At 68.2% G+C, this 17,502-nt stretch carries 14 protein-coding genes; 7 read left to right on the top strand and 7 right to left on the bottom strand.

Annotated elements, in window-relative coordinates:
• The first annotated feature begins 65 nt into the window (after positions 1-65).
• The 3 genes from CG50_RS08055 (at position 66) to CG50_RS08045 (ending at position 4,059) form a co-directional block, all read left to right on the top strand.
• Positions 66-719 carry a GntR family transcriptional regulator gene (locus tag CG50_RS08055; protein ID WP_036636951.1) on the top strand — a complete coding sequence of 218 codons (654 nt, stop codon included), beginning with the start codon at positions 66-68 and terminating at the stop codon, positions 717-719.
• Between the two features lie 378 nt (positions 720-1,097).
• Entirely contained in the window at positions 1,098-2,543 is a 1,446-nt protein-coding gene (locus tag CG50_RS08050; RefSeq protein WP_036636949.1) for an NAD-dependent succinate-semialdehyde dehydrogenase, read from the top strand.
• A gap of 196 nt (positions 2,544-2,739) precedes the next feature.
• A complete protein-coding gene (locus CG50_RS08045) occupies positions 2,740-4,059 on the top strand; it encodes an NAD(P)/FAD-dependent oxidoreductase (protein ID WP_036636947.1) in 1,320 nt (439 codons plus the stop codon).
• Between the two features lie 2 nt (positions 4,060-4,061).
• Here the strand turns inward: CG50_RS08045 and CG50_RS08040 are convergent, their stop codons facing one another.
• Complete coding sequence (locus CG50_RS08040; RefSeq protein WP_036636945.1) at positions 4,062-5,618, bottom strand: D-aminopeptidase; 1,557 nt, start codon at positions 5,616-5,618, stop codon at positions 4,062-4,064.
• Positions 5,619-5,717: 99 nt separating this feature from the next.
• Between CG50_RS08040 and CG50_RS08035 the strand changes: the two genes are divergently transcribed.
• Entirely contained in the window at positions 5,718-6,080 is a 363-nt protein-coding gene (locus CG50_RS08035; RefSeq protein ID WP_036636943.1) for a hypothetical protein, read from the top strand.
• A 45-nt stretch (positions 6,081-6,125) separates the two neighbouring features.
• Complete coding sequence (locus CG50_RS08030) at positions 6,126-6,641, top strand: copper chaperone PCu(A)C (RefSeq protein ID WP_036636941.1); 516 nt, start codon at positions 6,126-6,128, stop codon at positions 6,639-6,641.
• A 67-nt stretch (positions 6,642-6,708) separates the two neighbouring features.
• On the opposite strand, the gene CG50_RS08025 is transcribed toward CG50_RS08030, so the two are convergent.
• The 5 genes from CG50_RS08025 to CG50_RS08005 all read right to left on the bottom strand — a co-directional run bounded on the left by CG50_RS08025 (position 6,709) and on the right by CG50_RS08005 (position 13,873).
• The gene (locus tag CG50_RS08025; RefSeq protein ID WP_036637178.1) at positions 6,709-8,001 is read right to left on the bottom strand and encodes a D-amino acid dehydrogenase; all 1,293 of its coding nucleotides are present in this window, start codon (positions 7,999-8,001) and stop codon (positions 6,709-6,711) included.
• A 193-nt stretch (positions 8,002-8,194) separates the two neighbouring features.
• Positions 8,195-9,133, bottom strand: a complete 939-nt coding sequence (locus CG50_RS08020) for a LysR substrate-binding domain-containing protein (protein ID WP_161785395.1) — start codon at positions 9,131-9,133, stop codon at positions 8,195-8,197.
• Between the two features lie 162 nt (positions 9,134-9,295).
• The gene (locus CG50_RS08015) at positions 9,296-10,108 is read right to left on the bottom strand and encodes an NAD-dependent epimerase/dehydratase family protein (protein ID WP_036636939.1); all 813 of its coding nucleotides are present in this window, start codon (positions 10,106-10,108) and stop codon (positions 9,296-9,298) included.
• Positions 10,109-10,173: 65 nt separating this feature from the next.
• Complete coding sequence (locus CG50_RS08010; protein ID WP_036636937.1) at positions 10,174-11,793, bottom strand: hydantoinase B/oxoprolinase family protein; 1,620 nt, start codon at positions 11,791-11,793, stop codon at positions 10,174-10,176.
• Positions 11,794-11,797: 4 nt separating this feature from the next.
• Entirely contained in the window at positions 11,798-13,873 is a 2,076-nt protein-coding gene (locus CG50_RS08005) for a hydantoinase/oxoprolinase family protein (protein ID WP_036636935.1), read from the bottom strand.
• Between the two features lie 293 nt (positions 13,874-14,166).
• On the opposite strand from CG50_RS08005, the gene CG50_RS08000 reads away from it, so the two are divergent.
• Both CG50_RS08000 and CG50_RS07995 read left to right on the top strand, forming a co-directional pair.
• A complete protein-coding gene (locus CG50_RS08000; protein WP_036636933.1) occupies positions 14,167-15,021 on the top strand; it encodes an aldose 1-epimerase family protein in 855 nt (284 codons plus the stop codon).
• A gap of 1 nt (position 15,022) precedes the next feature.
• Positions 15,023-16,357: an aspartate aminotransferase family protein gene (locus CG50_RS07995; RefSeq protein WP_036636930.1), complete on the top strand. Its 1,335-nt coding sequence runs from the start codon at positions 15,023-15,025 to the stop codon at positions 16,355-16,357.
• Here CG50_RS07995 and CG50_RS07990 read toward each other — a convergent pair.
• Positions 16,354-17,265 carry a DMT family transporter gene (locus tag CG50_RS07990; RefSeq protein WP_036636927.1) on the bottom strand — a complete coding sequence of 304 codons (912 nt, stop codon included), beginning with the start codon at positions 17,263-17,265 and terminating at the stop codon, positions 16,354-16,356. The genes CG50_RS07995 and CG50_RS07990 overlap by 4 nt on opposite strands.
• Between the last annotated feature and the right edge of the window lie 237 nt (positions 17,266-17,502).

Raw genomic sequence — 17,502 nt, 5'->3', positions numbered from 1 at the left:
CACGATGGTGTCGCTTCGTTTATGTATACAAATAAAGAAAAAGATATCCAACAGTGGCATGAAGAATGAGAAGTGGCAAAAAATACGCTGACGACGTTTATTCCGCCCTTCTTTCGGGCATTCTCGAAGGGCGTTACCATCCGGGCGACCTGCTGAACGAGATACCCATAGCGGAAGAATACGGCATGTCGCGCACCCCGGTGCGCGAGGCGCTGCAGCGGCTGGTCTCGACGGGGCTGGCCGAACGCGGACCGCGCCGCGCGCTTCTGGTGCGGAAAATCCCGACCCAGACCCTGCACGCGCTGTTCGAGGCGATGGGAGAGATCGAAGGGCTGGTCGCACGCTTCGCCGCTCTCAGGATGAGCGAGCTGGAGCGTCAGGCCCTCGCCGCCGCGGTGCAGGCCGGCGACGACCCCGATGCCGATTTCGAGGAGGTCAACCGCCGCTTTCACCGCATCATCCGCGACGGTGCCCATAACCCGGTGATGGCGGAGATGATCGAGGAACTGGAGCTGCGCACCATGCCCTGGCGCCATATCCAGTTCAATCGCCGCGCCGACCGCATCGCCACTTCGCAGGTCGAGCACCGCGCTCTCGCCGCCGCGATCCACGCCGAGGACGCAAACGAGGCACAACGTCTGATGCGCGCGCACACCGCCGCGACCTTCCGCGTGGTGCTTGAGATCGTCGAGGGCGAGGAGACGCCCCCCCTGCGCTGACCCCGCCCGGGGGAGGGCCCGGGACGCCCCGGTCCGATACGGTCGGCGCAATCCGGATCTTCGCGCCAGATCTTCGTGGCCGGGCAGCCGCTTCATCGCAGCGAAAGGCATTCGGCAGAAATCGCGGATGCCCCCGGTCCGATACGGTCGCCCGGGCGATCCCGTCGCTCGGCACGTTGCGCGGCTGGTTGATCGCGATGGCCAGGATTTGGGCGCTTCGCCTGCCGGCCGGCCCGAAACTGCCCGCCCCGGCGCGCAAACCCTTGCCTTTGTCGCACTTCGCCGCCACCTATGAGCCCGACCCGGCCGTCATGCCGTCCCCGGACGCACCGCCCCGGCCGATACATCCAGAAGATTGAACCATACGGAACGAACGCCATGAGCACGACTGACTTTACCTATCCCGATGTGCGCCTGCTGATCGACGGCCAGTGGGTCGGGGGATCGCAGGGCTGGATCGACGTGATCGACCCGGCGACCGAAGAGGTGATCGGCCGTGTCGCCCATGCCGGGCGCGACGACCTCGACCGCGCGCTTGCCGCCGTCGAGAAGGGCTTCGCGATCTGGCGCGACACCGGCGCGTTCGAGCGCTCGAAGCTGATGCGCCGCGCGGCCGAGCTGCTGCGCGAACGCGTCGACGAGATCGCCTGGATCATGACGCGCGAGAACGGCAAGCCGCTGGCGCAATCGCGGATGGAGACGCTCGGCGCCGCCGACACCATCGACTGGTTCGCCGAGGAAGCCCGCCGCCAGTACGGTCAGGTGATCCCCTCGCGTCAGCCGGGCGTCGTGCAGATGACGCTGAAACTGCCGGTCGGCCCGGTTGCGGCCTTCACGCCGTGGAACTTCCCGATCAATCAGGTGGTGCGCAAGCTGTGCGCGGCGCTGGCCGCCGGCTGCTCGATCATCGTCAAGGCGCCCGAGGAAACCCCGGCCTCGCCCGCGGCGATGATTCAGGCCTTCGTCGATGCCGGCGCCCCGGCCGGCGTGATCAACCTGGTCTATGGTGTGCCGGCGGAGATTTCCGAATACCTGATCCCGCATCCGGTGATCCGCAAGATCTCGTTCACCGGCTCGACGCCCGTGGGCAAGATGCTGGCGGCGCTCGCCGGTCAGCACATGAAGCGCGTGACGATGGAGCTTGGCGGCCATGCCCCGGTGATCGTCGCGAAGGATGCCGATGTGGCGCAGGCGGCCTCGGTCATGGCGATGCACAAGTTCCGCAACGCCGGTCAGGTCTGCGTCTCGCCGACCCGCTTCCTGATCGAGGAGCCGGCGTTCGACGCCTTCCTCGACGGTTTCACCGCCGCGACGAAGCAGGTCAAGGTCGGCAACGGGCTTGAAGAGGGCGTCGCCATGGGCCCGCTCGCCAACCCGCGCCGCATCCCGGCGATCGAGGCGCTGGTCTCTGACGCCATCGAGCGCGGTGCGCGCCTGATGACCGGCGGTAAGCGCCTCGGCAACAAGGGCTGGTTCTACGAACCGACCGTTCTGGCCGATGTGCCGCTCGACGCCCGGATCATGAACGAAGAACCCTTCGGCCCGGTCGCCATCGTGAACCGCGTCGCCTCGGTCGAGGAAGCGATCACCGAGGCGAACCGTCTGCCCTTCGGCCTCGCGGCCTATGCCTGGACGCGCAACTCGGCGACGGCGGATGCGCTCGCCGCACGGGTCGAGGCCGGGATGCTGACGATCAACCACCTCGGCCTCGCGCTGCCCGAAGTGCCGTTCGGCGGCATGAAGGACTCGGGCTACGGCACCGAAGGCGGATCCGAGGCGGTCGAGGCCTATCTCGACACCAAGTTCGTCACCCGGATCGGCTGAGCCTGTCCCTGAGACCACACCGAAGGCCCCGGTCCCCGCGGATCGGGGCCTTCTCTTTTTCGCGTGCTGCCGCTTTTCACGGCACCATTCCCGGACAGATCGCCGCAACCGCCGTCCGGGCGCCGAAATCGCGTGACAAGGCGCGTTGCACCGCGCAGACCAGCCCGGTCTTTTCTGCCCACCGAAGGCCTGACCCATGTCGATCTCGATCCCCGTCACCCCCGTCACCGGCGATGCCGAACTCCCCGAGCAAGTGGAGGTCGTGGTGATCGGCGGCGGCATCGTCGGCACGATGACCGCGCTGACCTTGGCCGAGCGCGGCATCCCTGTCGCGCTGTGCGAAAAGGGCGTGATCGGCGGCGAGCAGTCGGGCCGCAACTGGGGCTGGGTGCGCCAGATCGGCCGCGACATGGCGGAACTGCCGCTCGCCATCGCCTCGCGCGAGATGTGGCGGGGCATGAACGCCCGCATCGGTGCCGAGACCGGCTATCGCGAGACCGGCATCGCCTATGCCTTCCATTCCGAAGCCGAGGGCGCGCCGTGGATCAAATGGCGCGAGACCGCCCGCGCGCATGGCTTCGACACAAGGCAGCTGAGCGCGCGCGAGGCCGCCGCCGCCTTCCCCGGCATGAACCCGGCGAAACCCTTGGCCGGCGCGATCCTGTGCGACAGCGACGGTCGGGCGGAGCCCTGGCTCGCCACCCCCGCGATGGCCGAAGCCGCGCGGCGCGCCGGCGCCAGGGTGCTGACCAATTGCGCCGTGCGCACGGTCGAAACCTCGGCCGGCCGCGTCTCGGGCGTGGTGACAGAGCGCGGGCGGATCGGCTGTTCGCAGGTGGTGCTGGCGGGCGGGGCCTGGTCGCGGCTGTTTGCCGGCAACCTCGGCATCGACTTCCCGCAGCTTCAGGTTCTGGGCACCGCGGCCCGCGTCACCGGCGTCGAAGGCCTGGGAGAAACCGCCTTCGGCGCACGCAAGATCGCGTTCCGGCGCCGCCTCGACGGCGATTACACCATCGCGCTGCGCAGCGCGAACCTGACCCCGATCCTGCCCGACAACTTCGTGCTGATGCGCGAATATCTGCCCTCTCTGCTCGGCTCGTGGCGCGATCTGAGCCTGCGCTTCGGCATGAGCTTCTTCGAGGATCTGCGCCGCCCGCGGCACTGGGCGGGCGACCGGGTGACCGCGTTCGAGACCTGCCGCACCCTCGACCCGGCGCCGCATCTGCCCAATATCCGCAAGGCGATGGCGCAACTGGCCGAGGCGTTCACCCCCTTCGCCTCGGCGAAGCTGGTGACGGCCTGGGCGGGCGTGATGGATGTGACGCCCGATTCCGTCGCGGTGGTCAGCCCGATCGCCACGGTGCCCGGCTTCTTCATCGCCTCGGGCTGCTCGGGCCACGGCTTCGGCGTCGGCCCGGCACTTGGCGAGATGGCGGCCGATCTGGTGATGGGGCGCCGCCCGGCGGTCGATCCCGAACCGCTGTCGATCCGCCGGCTGCGGCCCGCGCTCGCCTGAGGTTACAGCCGGCGCCAGCGGATCCCGCGGGCGAGCCAGACGCTGAGCGTGCCGCCCGCGACGCGGCCCGCCGCGTCACGGCTGACCGTGAAGGTCCATTCGCCCGGTGCCGGAGCATCCATCGAGCGGCGCACCGTCAGCCGCCAGATGTCGCGCGCGACCGGGGTCATCGGCTCCGGCCGGCCCTGACCGAGCGTGCCCTCGAAGGTGGCGAAGACCGCGCCGTCGCGCGCCTCGATCCGCATCCGGCTGCCGGGTTCCGGGCTTTCGTAAAGGCCCGAAATCTCGTCGCCCGAGGCATGGGGCAGGGGGGACAGCGGGATCAGACGACGAACGGTATTCTCGCCCGGCAGCGCCATGCTCAGCGCCGTGCCATCGCGGCGGATCGTGGTGCCCGGCGCGCTCAGCCCCTCGCCGTCGAACTGCATCGACAGCGGGCGGGTGGCATAATGCAAAGTCGCGCTCCGCCGGCCGGAGACGATCTGCGCCACCATGCCGCGTTCGCGGTCGAGCCAGATCCCGTCCCAGCCCTCGGGCAACAAAGGCGCCGCGGGTTCCGCCACGCCAAGCGCCGCACGCGCCAGCGCCACTGCCGCGCCATGCGCATCGCCCTCGTGGTTGAGCATCACCACGACCGAAAGCCGCTCCGCCCGCGCGTTCATCCGATAGAGCCGGAAGCCGCGCAACGCACCGCCATGCCCGGTGAAAACAGCCCGCCCGACGGTCTCGCGCGCGAGGCCGAAGCCATAGCCCGCCGCCGCGCCGTCGGCGAAGGTTTGCGGCTCTGACAAGCGGCGATAAACCGAGCCCGCATCCTCGCGCGTGGCATCAATCCAGCATTCCCACGCCAGCATGTCATCGAGCGAGGCCGAAATCCCCGCATCTCCCTGCCACCAGACGCCGTTATGCGCCGGCAGGAAGCCGTGATCGGGCGCGCCCTCATAGCCGGTGACTCCATCGACCGGATGGCGCGTGTCGGGCGTCAGCGCCGCGCTGTCCATCCCCGCCGGATCCCAGATCAGAGTGCGGTAAAGCTCTGCGAGGTCGCGGCCCGTCGCCTCGGACAGCATGTCGCCGAGGATGCGAAAATTGGCGTTGCAATAGGAATAGGAGGTGCCCGGCGCGAAATGCCCGGTCTTCATCCGCGCGATCAGCGGACGTGCGGCACCGCGGGGGAATTCCTGCTCGGCCCGCGCGCCGTCAAGGACCGTCAGCGCCCAGTAATCGCGCAGGCCCGACTGGTTGTTGCACAGGTTGCGCGCGCTCGGCCGCGGCTCCTCAAAAGCCGGAAGCCAATCCGCGACCCGATCGTCCAGCGCCTCTGGCGAACCGAGCGCCGCCAGCACCGCGCCGCAGGTGAACTGCTTCGAGATCGAGCAGACCGGCAGCCGGCTTTGCCGCGTCATCGGCCGCCCGGCCTCGAGATCGGCATAGCCCCAGGCACGCGCCATCACGATGCGGCCTTCGTGAACCACACCCGCAAGCCCCCCCGGACCGCCGAGACGCGCGGGAAGAGTGTCGAGAAGGGCTTCGGCGGCGGCAAGGTTCAGATCGGTCATCGGGGTCTCCTGTTCGGCGCGCAGGCTACGCCGATGCACGGCCGGGCGAAAGCCGGCAGTGTGCTTGCGCGTGCGCGTCGTTCCGTGCAAGCTCCGCCGATGATCCGCTTGCTGCGCCACGGCCTCGCCGGCCTTATCGTGCTGACGATGCTGACCGTTTCGACGGCGGCGTGCGGATTCGCCCATCGTGCCCCCTCGGCCGAGGCCGAGAGGATCGCCGCGGCTGCTCTGGCCGGGTTCGACGTCGCCGATGTCTGCGCGGGCAAGCGCGGCGATATTCACGGCCTCACGCCCGACGCCGGCTGCCATGTCGATGGCGCGGTCCGGCTGCTGCCCGCGCCGGGAGCAGTGCGCGCGGCGAGGTTCATCCGGGTCCGGACCGTCCCCGCTCCGCGCGAAAGCCAGGCCATCCGGCCGGTCCTCGACCCGGGGCGGGGATGGCGGGCGCCCCCGCGGGTCTGAGACCCGCCCACACACCTTCAACGAATTGATATACCGGAGATTTCCATGATCCGTCCGTTCCTTCTGGGCGCCGCGCTGGCGCTTGTCCCGGCCTCCTTGTCCTTCGCCGAGAGCCCGAAACCCGCCGCTGTCCAGGTTGCCGGCCTGACACTCAGCGATGCGTTCACCCGCGCCACCCTGCCCGGGGCCCCGGTCGCCGGCGGCTTCGTCACCATCTCCAACGCCGGATCCGCAGACGACCGCCTGATCGGCGGCAAGGCAGATTTCGCGACCGAGGTGCAGGTCCACGAAATGGCACTGCAGGGCGATGTGATGAAGATGCGCGAGCTGCCGGACGGGCTGCCGATCCCGGCCGGCCAGACCGTGGTGCTGAAGCCCGGCAGCTATCACGTCATGTTCATGGGGCTGACCAGACCCCTGACCGAGGGCGAGACCGTCGACGTCACCCTGACCTTCGAAAAGGCAGGCGACGTCGCATTGAAGATGGCCGTGATCGCCCCCGGCAAGGCGCATATGGGCGCCGGAAAGCCGATGGGCATGGCGGCCCCGGCCTCGAACTGAGCTGTCCGCCACATCGAAAAGGCCGCCCCGGCGACGGGACGGCCTTCATCGGTCAGAACCGCCGGTCTCAGGCGGCAAGGGCCGGCCTGTGCCCGGCCTGACGCTCGCTCAGATAGCGGTCGTAGCCGAGGTCGGTCGCGTCGATCCCGGTCTTGCGACCCGAGACGATATCCGCGATCAGCCGCCCCGACCCCGCCGACATCGTCCAGCCGAGCGTGCCGTGTCCGGTATTCAGGTAAAGGTTCGAGAACCGGGTCCGGCCGATGATCGGCGTGCCATCGGGGGTCATCGGACGCAGACCGCACCAGAACAGCGCCTCGGCCGGGTCGCAGGCGCCCTCGAACAGATCGGTGAGCGACTTGTCGAGCGTGGCGCGCCGGCGCGGGTCGAGCGCCATGTTGAAGCCGTTGATCTCGGCCAGACCGCCGACGCGGATCCGGTCGCCCAGACGGGTGATCGCGACCTTGTAAGTCTCGTCCATCACGGTCGAGACGGGGGCGCGCGCCTCGTCGCGGATCGGAACGGTGAGCGAATAGCCCTTGAGCGGGTAGATCGGCAGGTTGATCCCGAGCGGGCGCACCAGGAACGGCGAGTAGCTGCCGAAAGCCACGATGAACGCATCCGCGGTGATGCGCTCGGCGCCGGCGCGGGCCGCGACGATGCGGTCGCCCTCGGTCTCGAGGCCGGTGATCTCGGTGTTCCAGCGGAAGGTTACGCCCTTCGCCTTGGCCATCTCGCCGAGCGCGTTGGTGAACTTGAAGCAATCGCCCGTTTCGTCGCCCGGCAGGCGCAGCCCGCCCGCGATCTGCGGCTTGAACTTCTTCAGGCCGGGCTCATAGGCGACGCAACCATCGGCATCGAGAACCTCGAACGGCACGCCATCGGCCTTGAGAACCGCGATGTCCTTCGCCGCCGATTCCACCTGATGGGGATCGCGGAACACCTGCAGCGTGCCCTGGGTGCGCTCGTCGTAATGGATGCCGGTCTCGGCGCGCAGATCGCGCAGACAGTCGCGCGAATATTCCGCGATGCGCACCATCCGGCTCTTGTTGACCGCATAGGCCGCCGAGGTGCAGTTCAGCAGCATCTTGCCAAGCCAGCCGACCTTGTGGGCGTCGGGGCGCAGATTGATGACCAGAGGCGCGTGGCGCATGAACATCCATTTCAGCGCCTTCATCGGGATCCCCGGCGCCGCCCAGGGGGCGGAATATCCGGGGCTGATCTCGCCCGCGTTGCCGAACGAGGTCTCGAGCGCCGGGCCCGCCTCGCGGTCGATGACGGTAACCTCATGGCCCGCCTGATTCAGATACCACGCCGAGGTGACACCGATCACGCCCGACCCAAGAATGACGATTTTCATCAGCGACCTCGCAGCGATGCCATAGCGCCCCGACCGCCTCTGCGGCGGGATATCGCGCAACATTATCCGGCCGGAGTGGTCGTTCTTCGCAAATCGTCCGGCCCGGAGGCCATCCGCCGCAACAAGATATATACAGAAATCCGCTTTTCGGTGATTTCTTCGATGAATTTGAAAAAGTGCGCGCGAATCGCCGTCACACCCGCGCCGGAGATGACCAGTCCTGCGCCAGAATCCAGTTCCGGAACGCCAGAACCGGCGCCGGCGGGTGGCGCCGGCGCGGCAAAACCAGATAGAAGCCCGGAACCTGCGCCTCGGGCAGATCGGCAAGCGCATCGCCAAGCGGGGCAACCAGCTTGCCGGCGGCGATGTCCTCGCGCGCATGGGCTTCGGACAACAGCCCGACGCCAAGGCCCTCGAGCGTCGCCTGCCGTGTCGTCGCCGCCTCGTGAAACACCATCCGCGCCGCGCCGAGCGGGGTGTCCACCCCCAGAAACGCCAACACCGGCGCCCAGAACGAGCCATCCCTGACCGGCTCCAGCAGCACCTCATGCGCCAGATCGGCGGCCGAACCGATCCGGGCCGCAATCGCGGGCGTCGCGCAGATCACCTTGGGATCGGAGACAAGCCGCACCGCCTCGACGCCGCGCCACTCGCCATAACCCCATTGCACCGAGGCATCGATGTCGTCGCGGTCGAACTCCGGCATCTCGACCATCGTGGTCAGGCGCAGGTCGATGCCGGGAAGCGTCGCGCGAAATGCCCCGATCCGGGCCAGCAGGAAATGCGAGGCGAAATAGGGGCTTACATTGATGTTGATGCGCGCGCGCACCGGGCTGCGCGAGACCTGCCGCACCCCTTCGGCAAATTCGCCAAGACCTGCCCGCACATGGCGCGCCAGAACCAGCGCCGCTTCGGTCGGATCGACGGCCCGGGCACGGCGGATGAACAGCATCACACCGAGCGCTTCCTCCAGATGGCGGATCTGCTGGCTCACCGCCTGAGGCGAGACCCGAAGCTCCTCCGAGGCGCCGCGAAAACTCCGGTGCCGAGCCACGGCGTCAAAGGCGCGCAGCGCATTCAGCGGCGGCAGCCGCGGCACGGTCTCGGTCGAAGGGCGGGCAGGGTCAGGCATGGGCTCGAAACAGGGCAGGGGTTCTCGCACCCGAGCATAACCGCCCCGATCCCGCCCGGCCATCCCCGCCCGGCTCTTTCGGCTTTCCGCAAATATCCCGGGGTGAGCCCGGAACGGGCGAGGGGCAGAGCCCCTCACCCCACCAGGGCCGAAACCGCCCCCTCAGGCCTTCGCGTCGTCGGGATGCGGCAGCTCGGTCATGTAACCGCCCAGGAAGCGGAACCGCGGCAACTTCGGGTCGATCTCCGGGGTCGCGGCCTCCATCGCGGCCCGGAACGGCTCGGTGTTGTCCTGCGGGTGAAACCCGATATGGCCCGCCAGCCGGTTGTCGAAGCCCTTCTCGCGATTGTCCGAGGTGGCGAACAGGATCGTGTGCTCGACCACCGGGGCGCGCAGGCTCGCCTCGACCATGCGCACGCAGTCGTCGAACGACAGATAGGACCACAGATGGCGCCGGTCCGCGGGCTCCGGGAAGGACGAGAAGATCCGGCAGCACACCGATTCCAGCCCGAACTTGTCGAAATACATCCGGCTCAGGTCTTCCATGAAGCATTTCGCCACGCCGTAAAGGCTGTCGGGGCGATGCGGCGCATGGGCGTCGATCTGGTCGACGATCTTGTGAAAGCCGATGGCATGGACCGAGGAGGCATAAACCACCCGCTTCGCCCCGCCGCGCCGCGCGCCCTCGTAGACGTTGTAGCCGCCGATGATGTTCGAATGCAGGATCACCTGCCACTTGTCCTCGTCGGCGCGGGCGCCGAAATGCACGATGGCATCGCAGCCCTCGCAGGCCGCGACCACCGCATCGAGGTCGTCGAGGTCCGCCTGCACGAATTCCTCATTCGGCCCGAGATCGGCAATCGGGTTCACGTCGGTCAGCCGGATCGTGTCGGCCAGATGGGCGAGCCCGCCGCGCAGCCGCGAGCCAAGCCGCCCCGCGGCGCCGGTGATCAGGATGCGCTTGTATTTCGCCATGGTCTTGTCCCCTTGTTTCTCGTCAGTTTCTTTGCCGCAAAGCCCCCGGTCTCGGGGCATCCGCGTCAGGACTTGCCGCCCGCGCTCACATAGCCGCCGCGCAGATCGGCCGCCAGCGCCTCGGGATCGCGTTCGGAGGCCGGGCCGAAGCCGCCGCCGCCCGGCGCCTTCAGGATCAGATGCCGCCCCGCCGGCACATGCTGCCAGCCCTTCGGGCGCATCTTCGTGCCGTCGTCGAGAACGACCTCGCCCGGCGCGCCGGCCTCGCCGCCCTCGCGGCCCTGGGCCGGGTGGTTCACCCGGTCGAACATCGCCGAGAAGTCGAGCTCGTGCCCCGGCATCGCGCCGATCTCGATCACCTGACCGAGGCCGCCGCGATAGCGCCCGGCGCCGCCCGAATCCGGGCGCAGCTCCTTGCGCCAGATCACGATGGGGCCGGTTTGCTCGGTCGCCTCGATCGGCATGGTCATCACGCCCGAAGGGAAGGCCGTCGCCGACAGCCCGTCGAGCGCCGGCCGCGCGCCGGTGCCGCCCGAGTTGAACATCAGCACCTCGGCGCGCCGGCCGGCCTGTTTCGACACCGGCTTGACCGAAAGATGCACGTTCCACAGCGAACCCGCGCCCTCGGCCTGGATCTGGCCGGGCAGCGCCTGCGACAGCGCGCCCAGAACCACGTCCGGGATCATGTGGCCGATCACGTGGCGCAGGCTGACCGGGGCCGGGCGCTGCGCGTTGCAGATGTTCTCGGGGCTCGAGATGGTGAACAGCGCGAGGCTCGCCGAATTGTTCGGCACATCGGGCGCGATCACGCATTTCAGCGCGTAGGAGGCATAGGCCTTGGTGTAGATCAGCGGCACGTTGATGCCCCACCGCGAGGGCGCGGACGAGCCGGTGAAATCGACGTTGATCGTCTCGCCCCGGATCTCGACCTTCGCGGCCAGACGGATCGGTTCGTCATAGCCGTCGGTGTCCATCACGTTCGACCATGCGCCCTGCGGCAGCGCCCGGATCCGTTCGAGCGTCGCGGCACGGGTGCGGCTGAAAATGAATTCGGCCAGCGCGTCGAGGTCGCTCAGCCCGATCTCGCGCATCATCGTCACCAGCCGGCGATGGCCGACCTCGTTGCACGCCGACAGCGAGTAGAAATCGCCGATCACCTGATCGGGTTCGCGCACGTTGGCCTTCAAAAGACGCAGCAGCGAGGTGTTGACCACGCCCCTCTCGGCGAATTTCATGATCGGGATCTGGATGCCTTCCTCGTAGACGGATTTCGCATCCGCCCCGAAGCCGCGCCCGCCCACATCGACCACATGCGCCGTGCAGGCGAAGAAGCCGACCAGCCGTCCATCGAGGAACGAGGGCGAAACCATCGTGATGTCATGCAGATGCCCGGTGCCGAGCCAGGGATCGTTGGTGACATAGGTGTCGCCCTCGAACATCTCCTCGCGCGGGATCTCGGCGAGGAAGTTCAGCACCGCCTCGGCCATGGTGTTGACGTGGCCGGGCGTGCCGGTGACGGCCTGGGCGAGCATCTGCCCGTCGGGGCCGAACACGCCCGCCGAAAGGTCGCCCGCCTCGCGCACCGAGGTCGAGAACGCCGTGCGGATCAGCGTCAGCGCCTGCTCCTCGACGACCGAGATCAGGCGGTTCCACATCACCTGCATGCGAATGTCGGAAACGTTCATGGGATCACTCCTTGCGGATCAGCAGGATGGAGCCGTCGGACTGCAACACGGCGTCAAAGGGCGAGGTCACGACGGTCGAGGTCTCGCGCTCGACGATCACGGCGGGGCCGGCGATGCGCTGACCGGGCACGAGCGCAGAGCGCGCGACGATGGCCGAGGGCATCATCTCGCCGGTATCGGGGTCGAAGACCGCACGTTCGCCCTGACCGGCAGGCACGGGCGCGGGGGTGCCGGTGCTCAGATCATGCGGCGCCGGGGCGGGCTGGCGGCTCTCGACCTTCACCGAGAGCGTGACGATCTCGATTTCGAGCCCGCCGAGCGCGTCGATGCTGCGCCCGAAGAAGCGCGCGTAGGCGGCCTGGAAATCGGCCTTCAGACGGTCGCGATCGGCGGCGGTGAAGGTATGCTCGGCCAGCGGCACGGGGATTTCCCAGCCTTGCCCGGCATAGCGCATGAAGGCGGTGATCTCGCAATCGTGCCGGCCCGCGCCCGCGCCTTCGCGAACGAATTTCTCGGCGGTTTCCTTGAGGTCCGCCACCAGCCCGTTCATCACCGCAGCATCGAATTCCGACAGCCGGATGACGTGAGAACCGAGCGCCTCATAGCCGAAGGGCGCGCGCAGGAAGCCGATGGCCGAACCCACACCCGCGCCGACCGGGATCAGACACCGGTCGATGCCGAGCTTCTCGCACAGCCGCGCGGCGTGCAGGGGCGCGGCGCCGCCGAAGGCGATCATCATGTTCTCGCCGATGTCCTTGCCGTTCTCGACGGCGTGGACGCGGGCGGCGTTGGCCATGTTCTCATCGACCACCTCGGCGATGCCGAAAGCGGCTTCGAGCGCCTCCATCCCGAGTTTCGAGCCCACTTCGCGGCCGATGGCATCGGACGACGCCCCGGCATCGAGGCGGATCGCGCCGCCGGCGAAATTCTCGGGGTCGATCTTGCCGAGGATCACATCGGCATCGGTGATCGCCGGGCGCAGACCGCCGCGGCCATAGCACGCCGGACCCGGCTCCGAGGCCGCGGATTCCGGCCCGGTCTGGATCCGGCCCATGCTGTCGACCCAGGCGAGCGACCCGCCACCCGCGCCAATCTCGATCATCTCGATCACCGGGATCGAGATCGGCATCCCCGAACCCTTGGCGAAACGGGTGCTGCGGGCGACCTCGAAGGTGCGGGCGGTGCGGGGAACGAAATCCTCGATCAGGCAGATCTTGGCGGTGGTGCCGCCCATGTCATAGCTGACCACCTTGTCGAGGCCGAAGCGCTGCGCGATGCCGGCGGCGAAGATCGCCCCGCCGGCGGGGCCGGATTCGACCAGACGCACCGGGAATTCCGCCGCGGTTTCCAGCGACACCAGACCGCCGCCCGAATGGATCATGAAGATCGGACAGGTGGCGCCCATCTCGGTCAGCCGGGTGCGGAACCGGGTCAGGTAATCGGCCATCTGCGGCCGGACATAGGCGTTCGCGCAGACGGTGTTGAAGCGCTCGTATTCGCGCATCTGCGGCGAGACCTCGGACGAGATCGACACCGGCAGGCCGAGTTCGGACAGGATCTCGCGGGCGCGGCGCTCGTGCGCGGGGTTGACGTAGGAATGGATGAACCCGATGGCGATGGCGCCGAAACCCTCGGCCTTCAGCACCGGGATCAGCGCGCGCAGCGCGTCCTCGTCGAGCGGAGCCAGCTCCTGCCCCTGCGCGCCGATGCGGCCGGCGACCGGATAGCGATGCTCGCGAGGGATCAGCGGTTTCGGCAGGCGGATGTTCAGGTCGTACTGATCGAAGCGGCTTTCGGTGCGCATCTCGATCACGTCGCGGAAGCCCTCGGTGGTGACGAGGGCGGTCTTCGCACCGCGCCGCTCGATCAGCGCGTTGGTGGCGAGCGTGGTGCCGTGGATGATCTGGTCGATCTCGGCCAGCCCGATCCCGGCCTGTTCGGTCACGATCGCCATCCCGTCGATGATCGCCTGTTCGGGCTGGGTGTAATTGGTCAGAACCTTGGTCGAGAAGATCTGTTCGCCGACCTCGAGAACGATGTCGGTGAAGGTTCCGCCGATGTCGGCGCCAAGTCGGATCATGTGGCCTCCTGTGCGGCCGGGGCCGCGGGCATTGGTGTGCGGGGGACCCCGCGGATGCGAAACGTTGCCCTGAAGGTGGTCGCGGATGCCGCGCGCCGAAAGCAAGAAAAGCTGGATTCAGGGCAAGTAATACTTGTCCTTGTCAGGACATCGCCCGGAAAACCGGCAGTCGTCGCCAAAACCGCCCGTTTGCCCGGCCGGCGCGGGATCGCGGACTTTTCGCCTGTGTTGGCCGGGTGTAAGCCAAGAAAAAGCCCGCCTGCTCGGGCCGTCACCGGACCGGAAAGCACAAGATGACCCTCGCCATCGGCAGCGACACGCTGCGCGCCACGATCAGCCCGCTCGGGGCCGAGATGCAGAGCCTGGAATGGCAGGGCAAGCCCTTGTTGTGGAACGGCGATGCGGCGTTCTGGGCCGGGCGTTCGCCGGTCCTGTTCCCGATCGTCGGGCGTGCCGAGGGTGACGTGATCGCGGTGAACGGCCGCGCGGCCGAGATGAAGCAGCACGGCTTCGCCCGCCGCTCGACCTTCGATCTCGTCGAGGCGAGCGAGACCGCCTGCACCTTCGTGCTGAGCGACAGCGACGCGACGCGGGCGGTCTATCCCTTCGCCTTCCGCCTGAGCCTGACCCACCGGATCGCGGCGAACCGGCTGAGTGTCACCGCCACGGTCGAGAACCGCGACGATACGCCGATGCCGTTCGGGCTCGGCTTCCACCCGGCGTTCCTGTGGCCGCTGCCCGGCGCCGAGGGGGCGCATCGTATCACCCTCGACAACCGCGGCGAGCCGGCCCTTGTGCGCCTCGAAGGCGGGCTGATCGGCGAGACGAAGCTGCCCTCGCCCTTCGTCAAAGGCGCGCTGCCCCTCACGCCCGCGCAATTCACCGAAGACGCGATGATCTTCCCCGAGGGCGCGGGCGAGGGGCTGGTCTACGCGGCCGACACCGGCCCGCGCCTGCACTTCCGCTTCGAGAACCTGCCGAACCTTGCGCTGTGGCAAAAGCCCGGCGCGCCGTTCATCTGCATCGAGCCCTGGCACGGCATGGCGGCCCGCGCCGGCGCCGGGCCGGAGATCGCCGCGCGCCCCTATAGCCTGACCCTCGCGGCCGGCGACACCGCCACATTCGGTTTCAGCGTCGAGGTGATCTGAGATGGACAACCGCACCCATATCCTGCACCGCGACCCGTCGCATCCGCTGCCTGTGGCGGTGGCGGGCGATGGGCCCTATGTCATCGACAGCACGGGGAAACGGTATCTCGATGCCTCGGGCGGGGCGGCTGTGTCCTGCCTCGGACACAGCGAAAGGCGGGTGATCGCCGCGATCAAGGCGCAGCTCGACCGCATCCCCTATGCGCATTCCAGCTTCTTCACCTCGGAGCCGGCCGAGGAGCTGGCCGAATTCCTGACCACCCGCGCGCCCGGCGACCTTGGCCATGTCTACTACGTCTCGGGCGGGTCCGAGGCAAACGAGACCGCGCTGAAACTCGCCCGGCAATATTTCTGGGAGAAGGGCGAGACCGCCCGGCGCCATTTCATCGCGCGCCGGCAAAGCTATCACGGCAACACCATCGCCACGCTTTCGGTCGGCTTCAACCCCGGCCGGCGCGCGGTCTACGAGCCGATCCTCTTGCCGGTCAGCCACATCGCACCGTGCTTCGCCTACCGTTACGCCGAACCCGGCGAGACGCCCGAGGCCTATGGAATCCGCGCCGCCGACGAGCTGGAGGCCGAGATCCTGCGCCTCGGCCCCGAGACGGTGATCGGCTTCATCGCCGAGACGGTGGGCGGGGCGACGGCCGGGGCGATCACCGCCGCGCCGGGCTATTTCCGCCGCATCCGCGAGATCTGCGACCGCTACGGCATCTTGCTGATCCTCGACGAGGTGATGTGCGGCATGGGGCGCACCGGGCGGCTGTTCGCCTGCGAGGACGAGGGCGTCGCCCCCGATCTGCTGAGCTGCGCCAAGGGCCTCGGTGCCGGCTATCAGCCGATCGGCGCCTGTCTGATGTCGGACCGGATCTTCGAGGCGATCACCACCGGATCGGGTACGTTCCAGCACGGGTTCACCTATGTCGGCCATGCCACGGCCTGCGCGGGCGCGCTGGCGGTGCAGAAGGTGATCGAGGAAGACGGGCTTCTGGCCCATGTCCGCGCGATGGGGGCGGCGCTCGACACGGCGCTGCGCGCGCGGTTCGGCGATCATCCGCATGTCGGCGACATCCGCGGCCGGGGGCTGTTTCGCGCGATCGAGCTGGTCGAGGACCGCGCCGGCAAGACGCCCTTCGATCCGGCGCGCAAGGTTTACGCACGGCTGAAGGAGGCCGCGCTCGCGGCCGGGCTGATGGTCTATCCGGGCGGCGGCACCATCGACGGCAAGCGCGGCGATCATGTGCTGATGGCGCCGCCCTATATCATCGACGAAACCCATGTCGCGCTGATCGTCGAGCGCCTGGCCGGGGCGCTCGACATGGCCATCGCAGGCTAGGCCCGGGCCTCGACCGGGCGGGAGAGGTGCAGGTTCGACACCCCGAGCCCGGCCAGCACCAGCGCGATGGCACTCAGGTGATAGGGCTGGACCGGCTCGTTCAGGAACAGCGCGCCGAAGGCGAGTGTCCACAGCGGCACCAGATACATCGACATTGCCGCCCGCGCCGCGCCGATGCGCCCTATCAGCGCGCCATAGGCGCAATAGGCGCCGACACCCGCGACGGTGGCGAGCGCGATGACCCCCAGCACCGTCGCGACGGTGATCTCCGGCAGATGACCCGCGACGACCTCGGCCCCGGCGGCGGGCAAGAGCGCGACGCCACTGCCAAGCGCCAGAACCCAGAGCTGCACCATCGGGCTCAGCCCGCTGTCGGCGCGACGGGTCAGCGCGGTATAGCCCGCCCAGGCCATCGCCGCCGCGAGCGCCAGCAGATCGCCCGGGTTGAAGCGCAGCGCGAGCAAGGTTTCGGGCGCGCCGCGGCTGACCACGTCGGCGATCCCCGCGAAGGCCAGAACCGAGCCCGCCAGCACCGGTGCACTCAGCCCACGGTTCCAGACCAGACGTTCGATGAAGCTGACCATGAGGGGCGAGGTCGCGAAGATCAGCGCGATATGCCCGGCCTCGGTCCGGGTCGCGGCGGCATATTGCGGCGCGACGGAGAGCACGCCGCCCAGCACCGTCAACACCGCCAGAAGCCCCGCGTTGCGCGCCAGCACCTGCAGCGAGGGCCGCGCCCGGCCGATGATAATGGTCAGAATCGCCCCGGCAATCAGCCAGCGCAGGCTGGCCAGCGTCATCGGGGGAATCCGGCCGTCGAACCAGCGCGCAATCGCCATGTTCGAGGCAAACATCGCCGGCACCGCCGCGAAGAGCAGCAAGGTCACCGGGGCTGTCCGTGTCATCATCGTTCGGGTCTTTCCTCAGGCTTGCGCCGTTTCGGCGCAGGCCCTAGATTTATCGCCTATTCCGGCGAAAATTTTGCCCACAATTTCCATACATACCGCATTTTACAGAATCCTTATTCTGCGATTATTACTTTTTGCAGAAAACGCGTGCCATGATGATAAAGCTGTCATTCTGGGCCGAAAAGTTGCCATCGGGACCGCGATAATTGAGGTGGTCCCCATTTTCCGGACAGTTTT

This window comes from Paenirhodobacter enshiensis (assembly GCF_000740785.1).
In the GTDB taxonomy this organism is placed as follows: Bacteria; Pseudomonadota; Alphaproteobacteria; order Rhodobacterales; family Rhodobacteraceae; genus Rhodobacter; species Rhodobacter enshiensis.
Note: the sequence above shows the minus strand (reverse complement) of the source record. Positions and strands in the feature narration are given on the sequence as shown.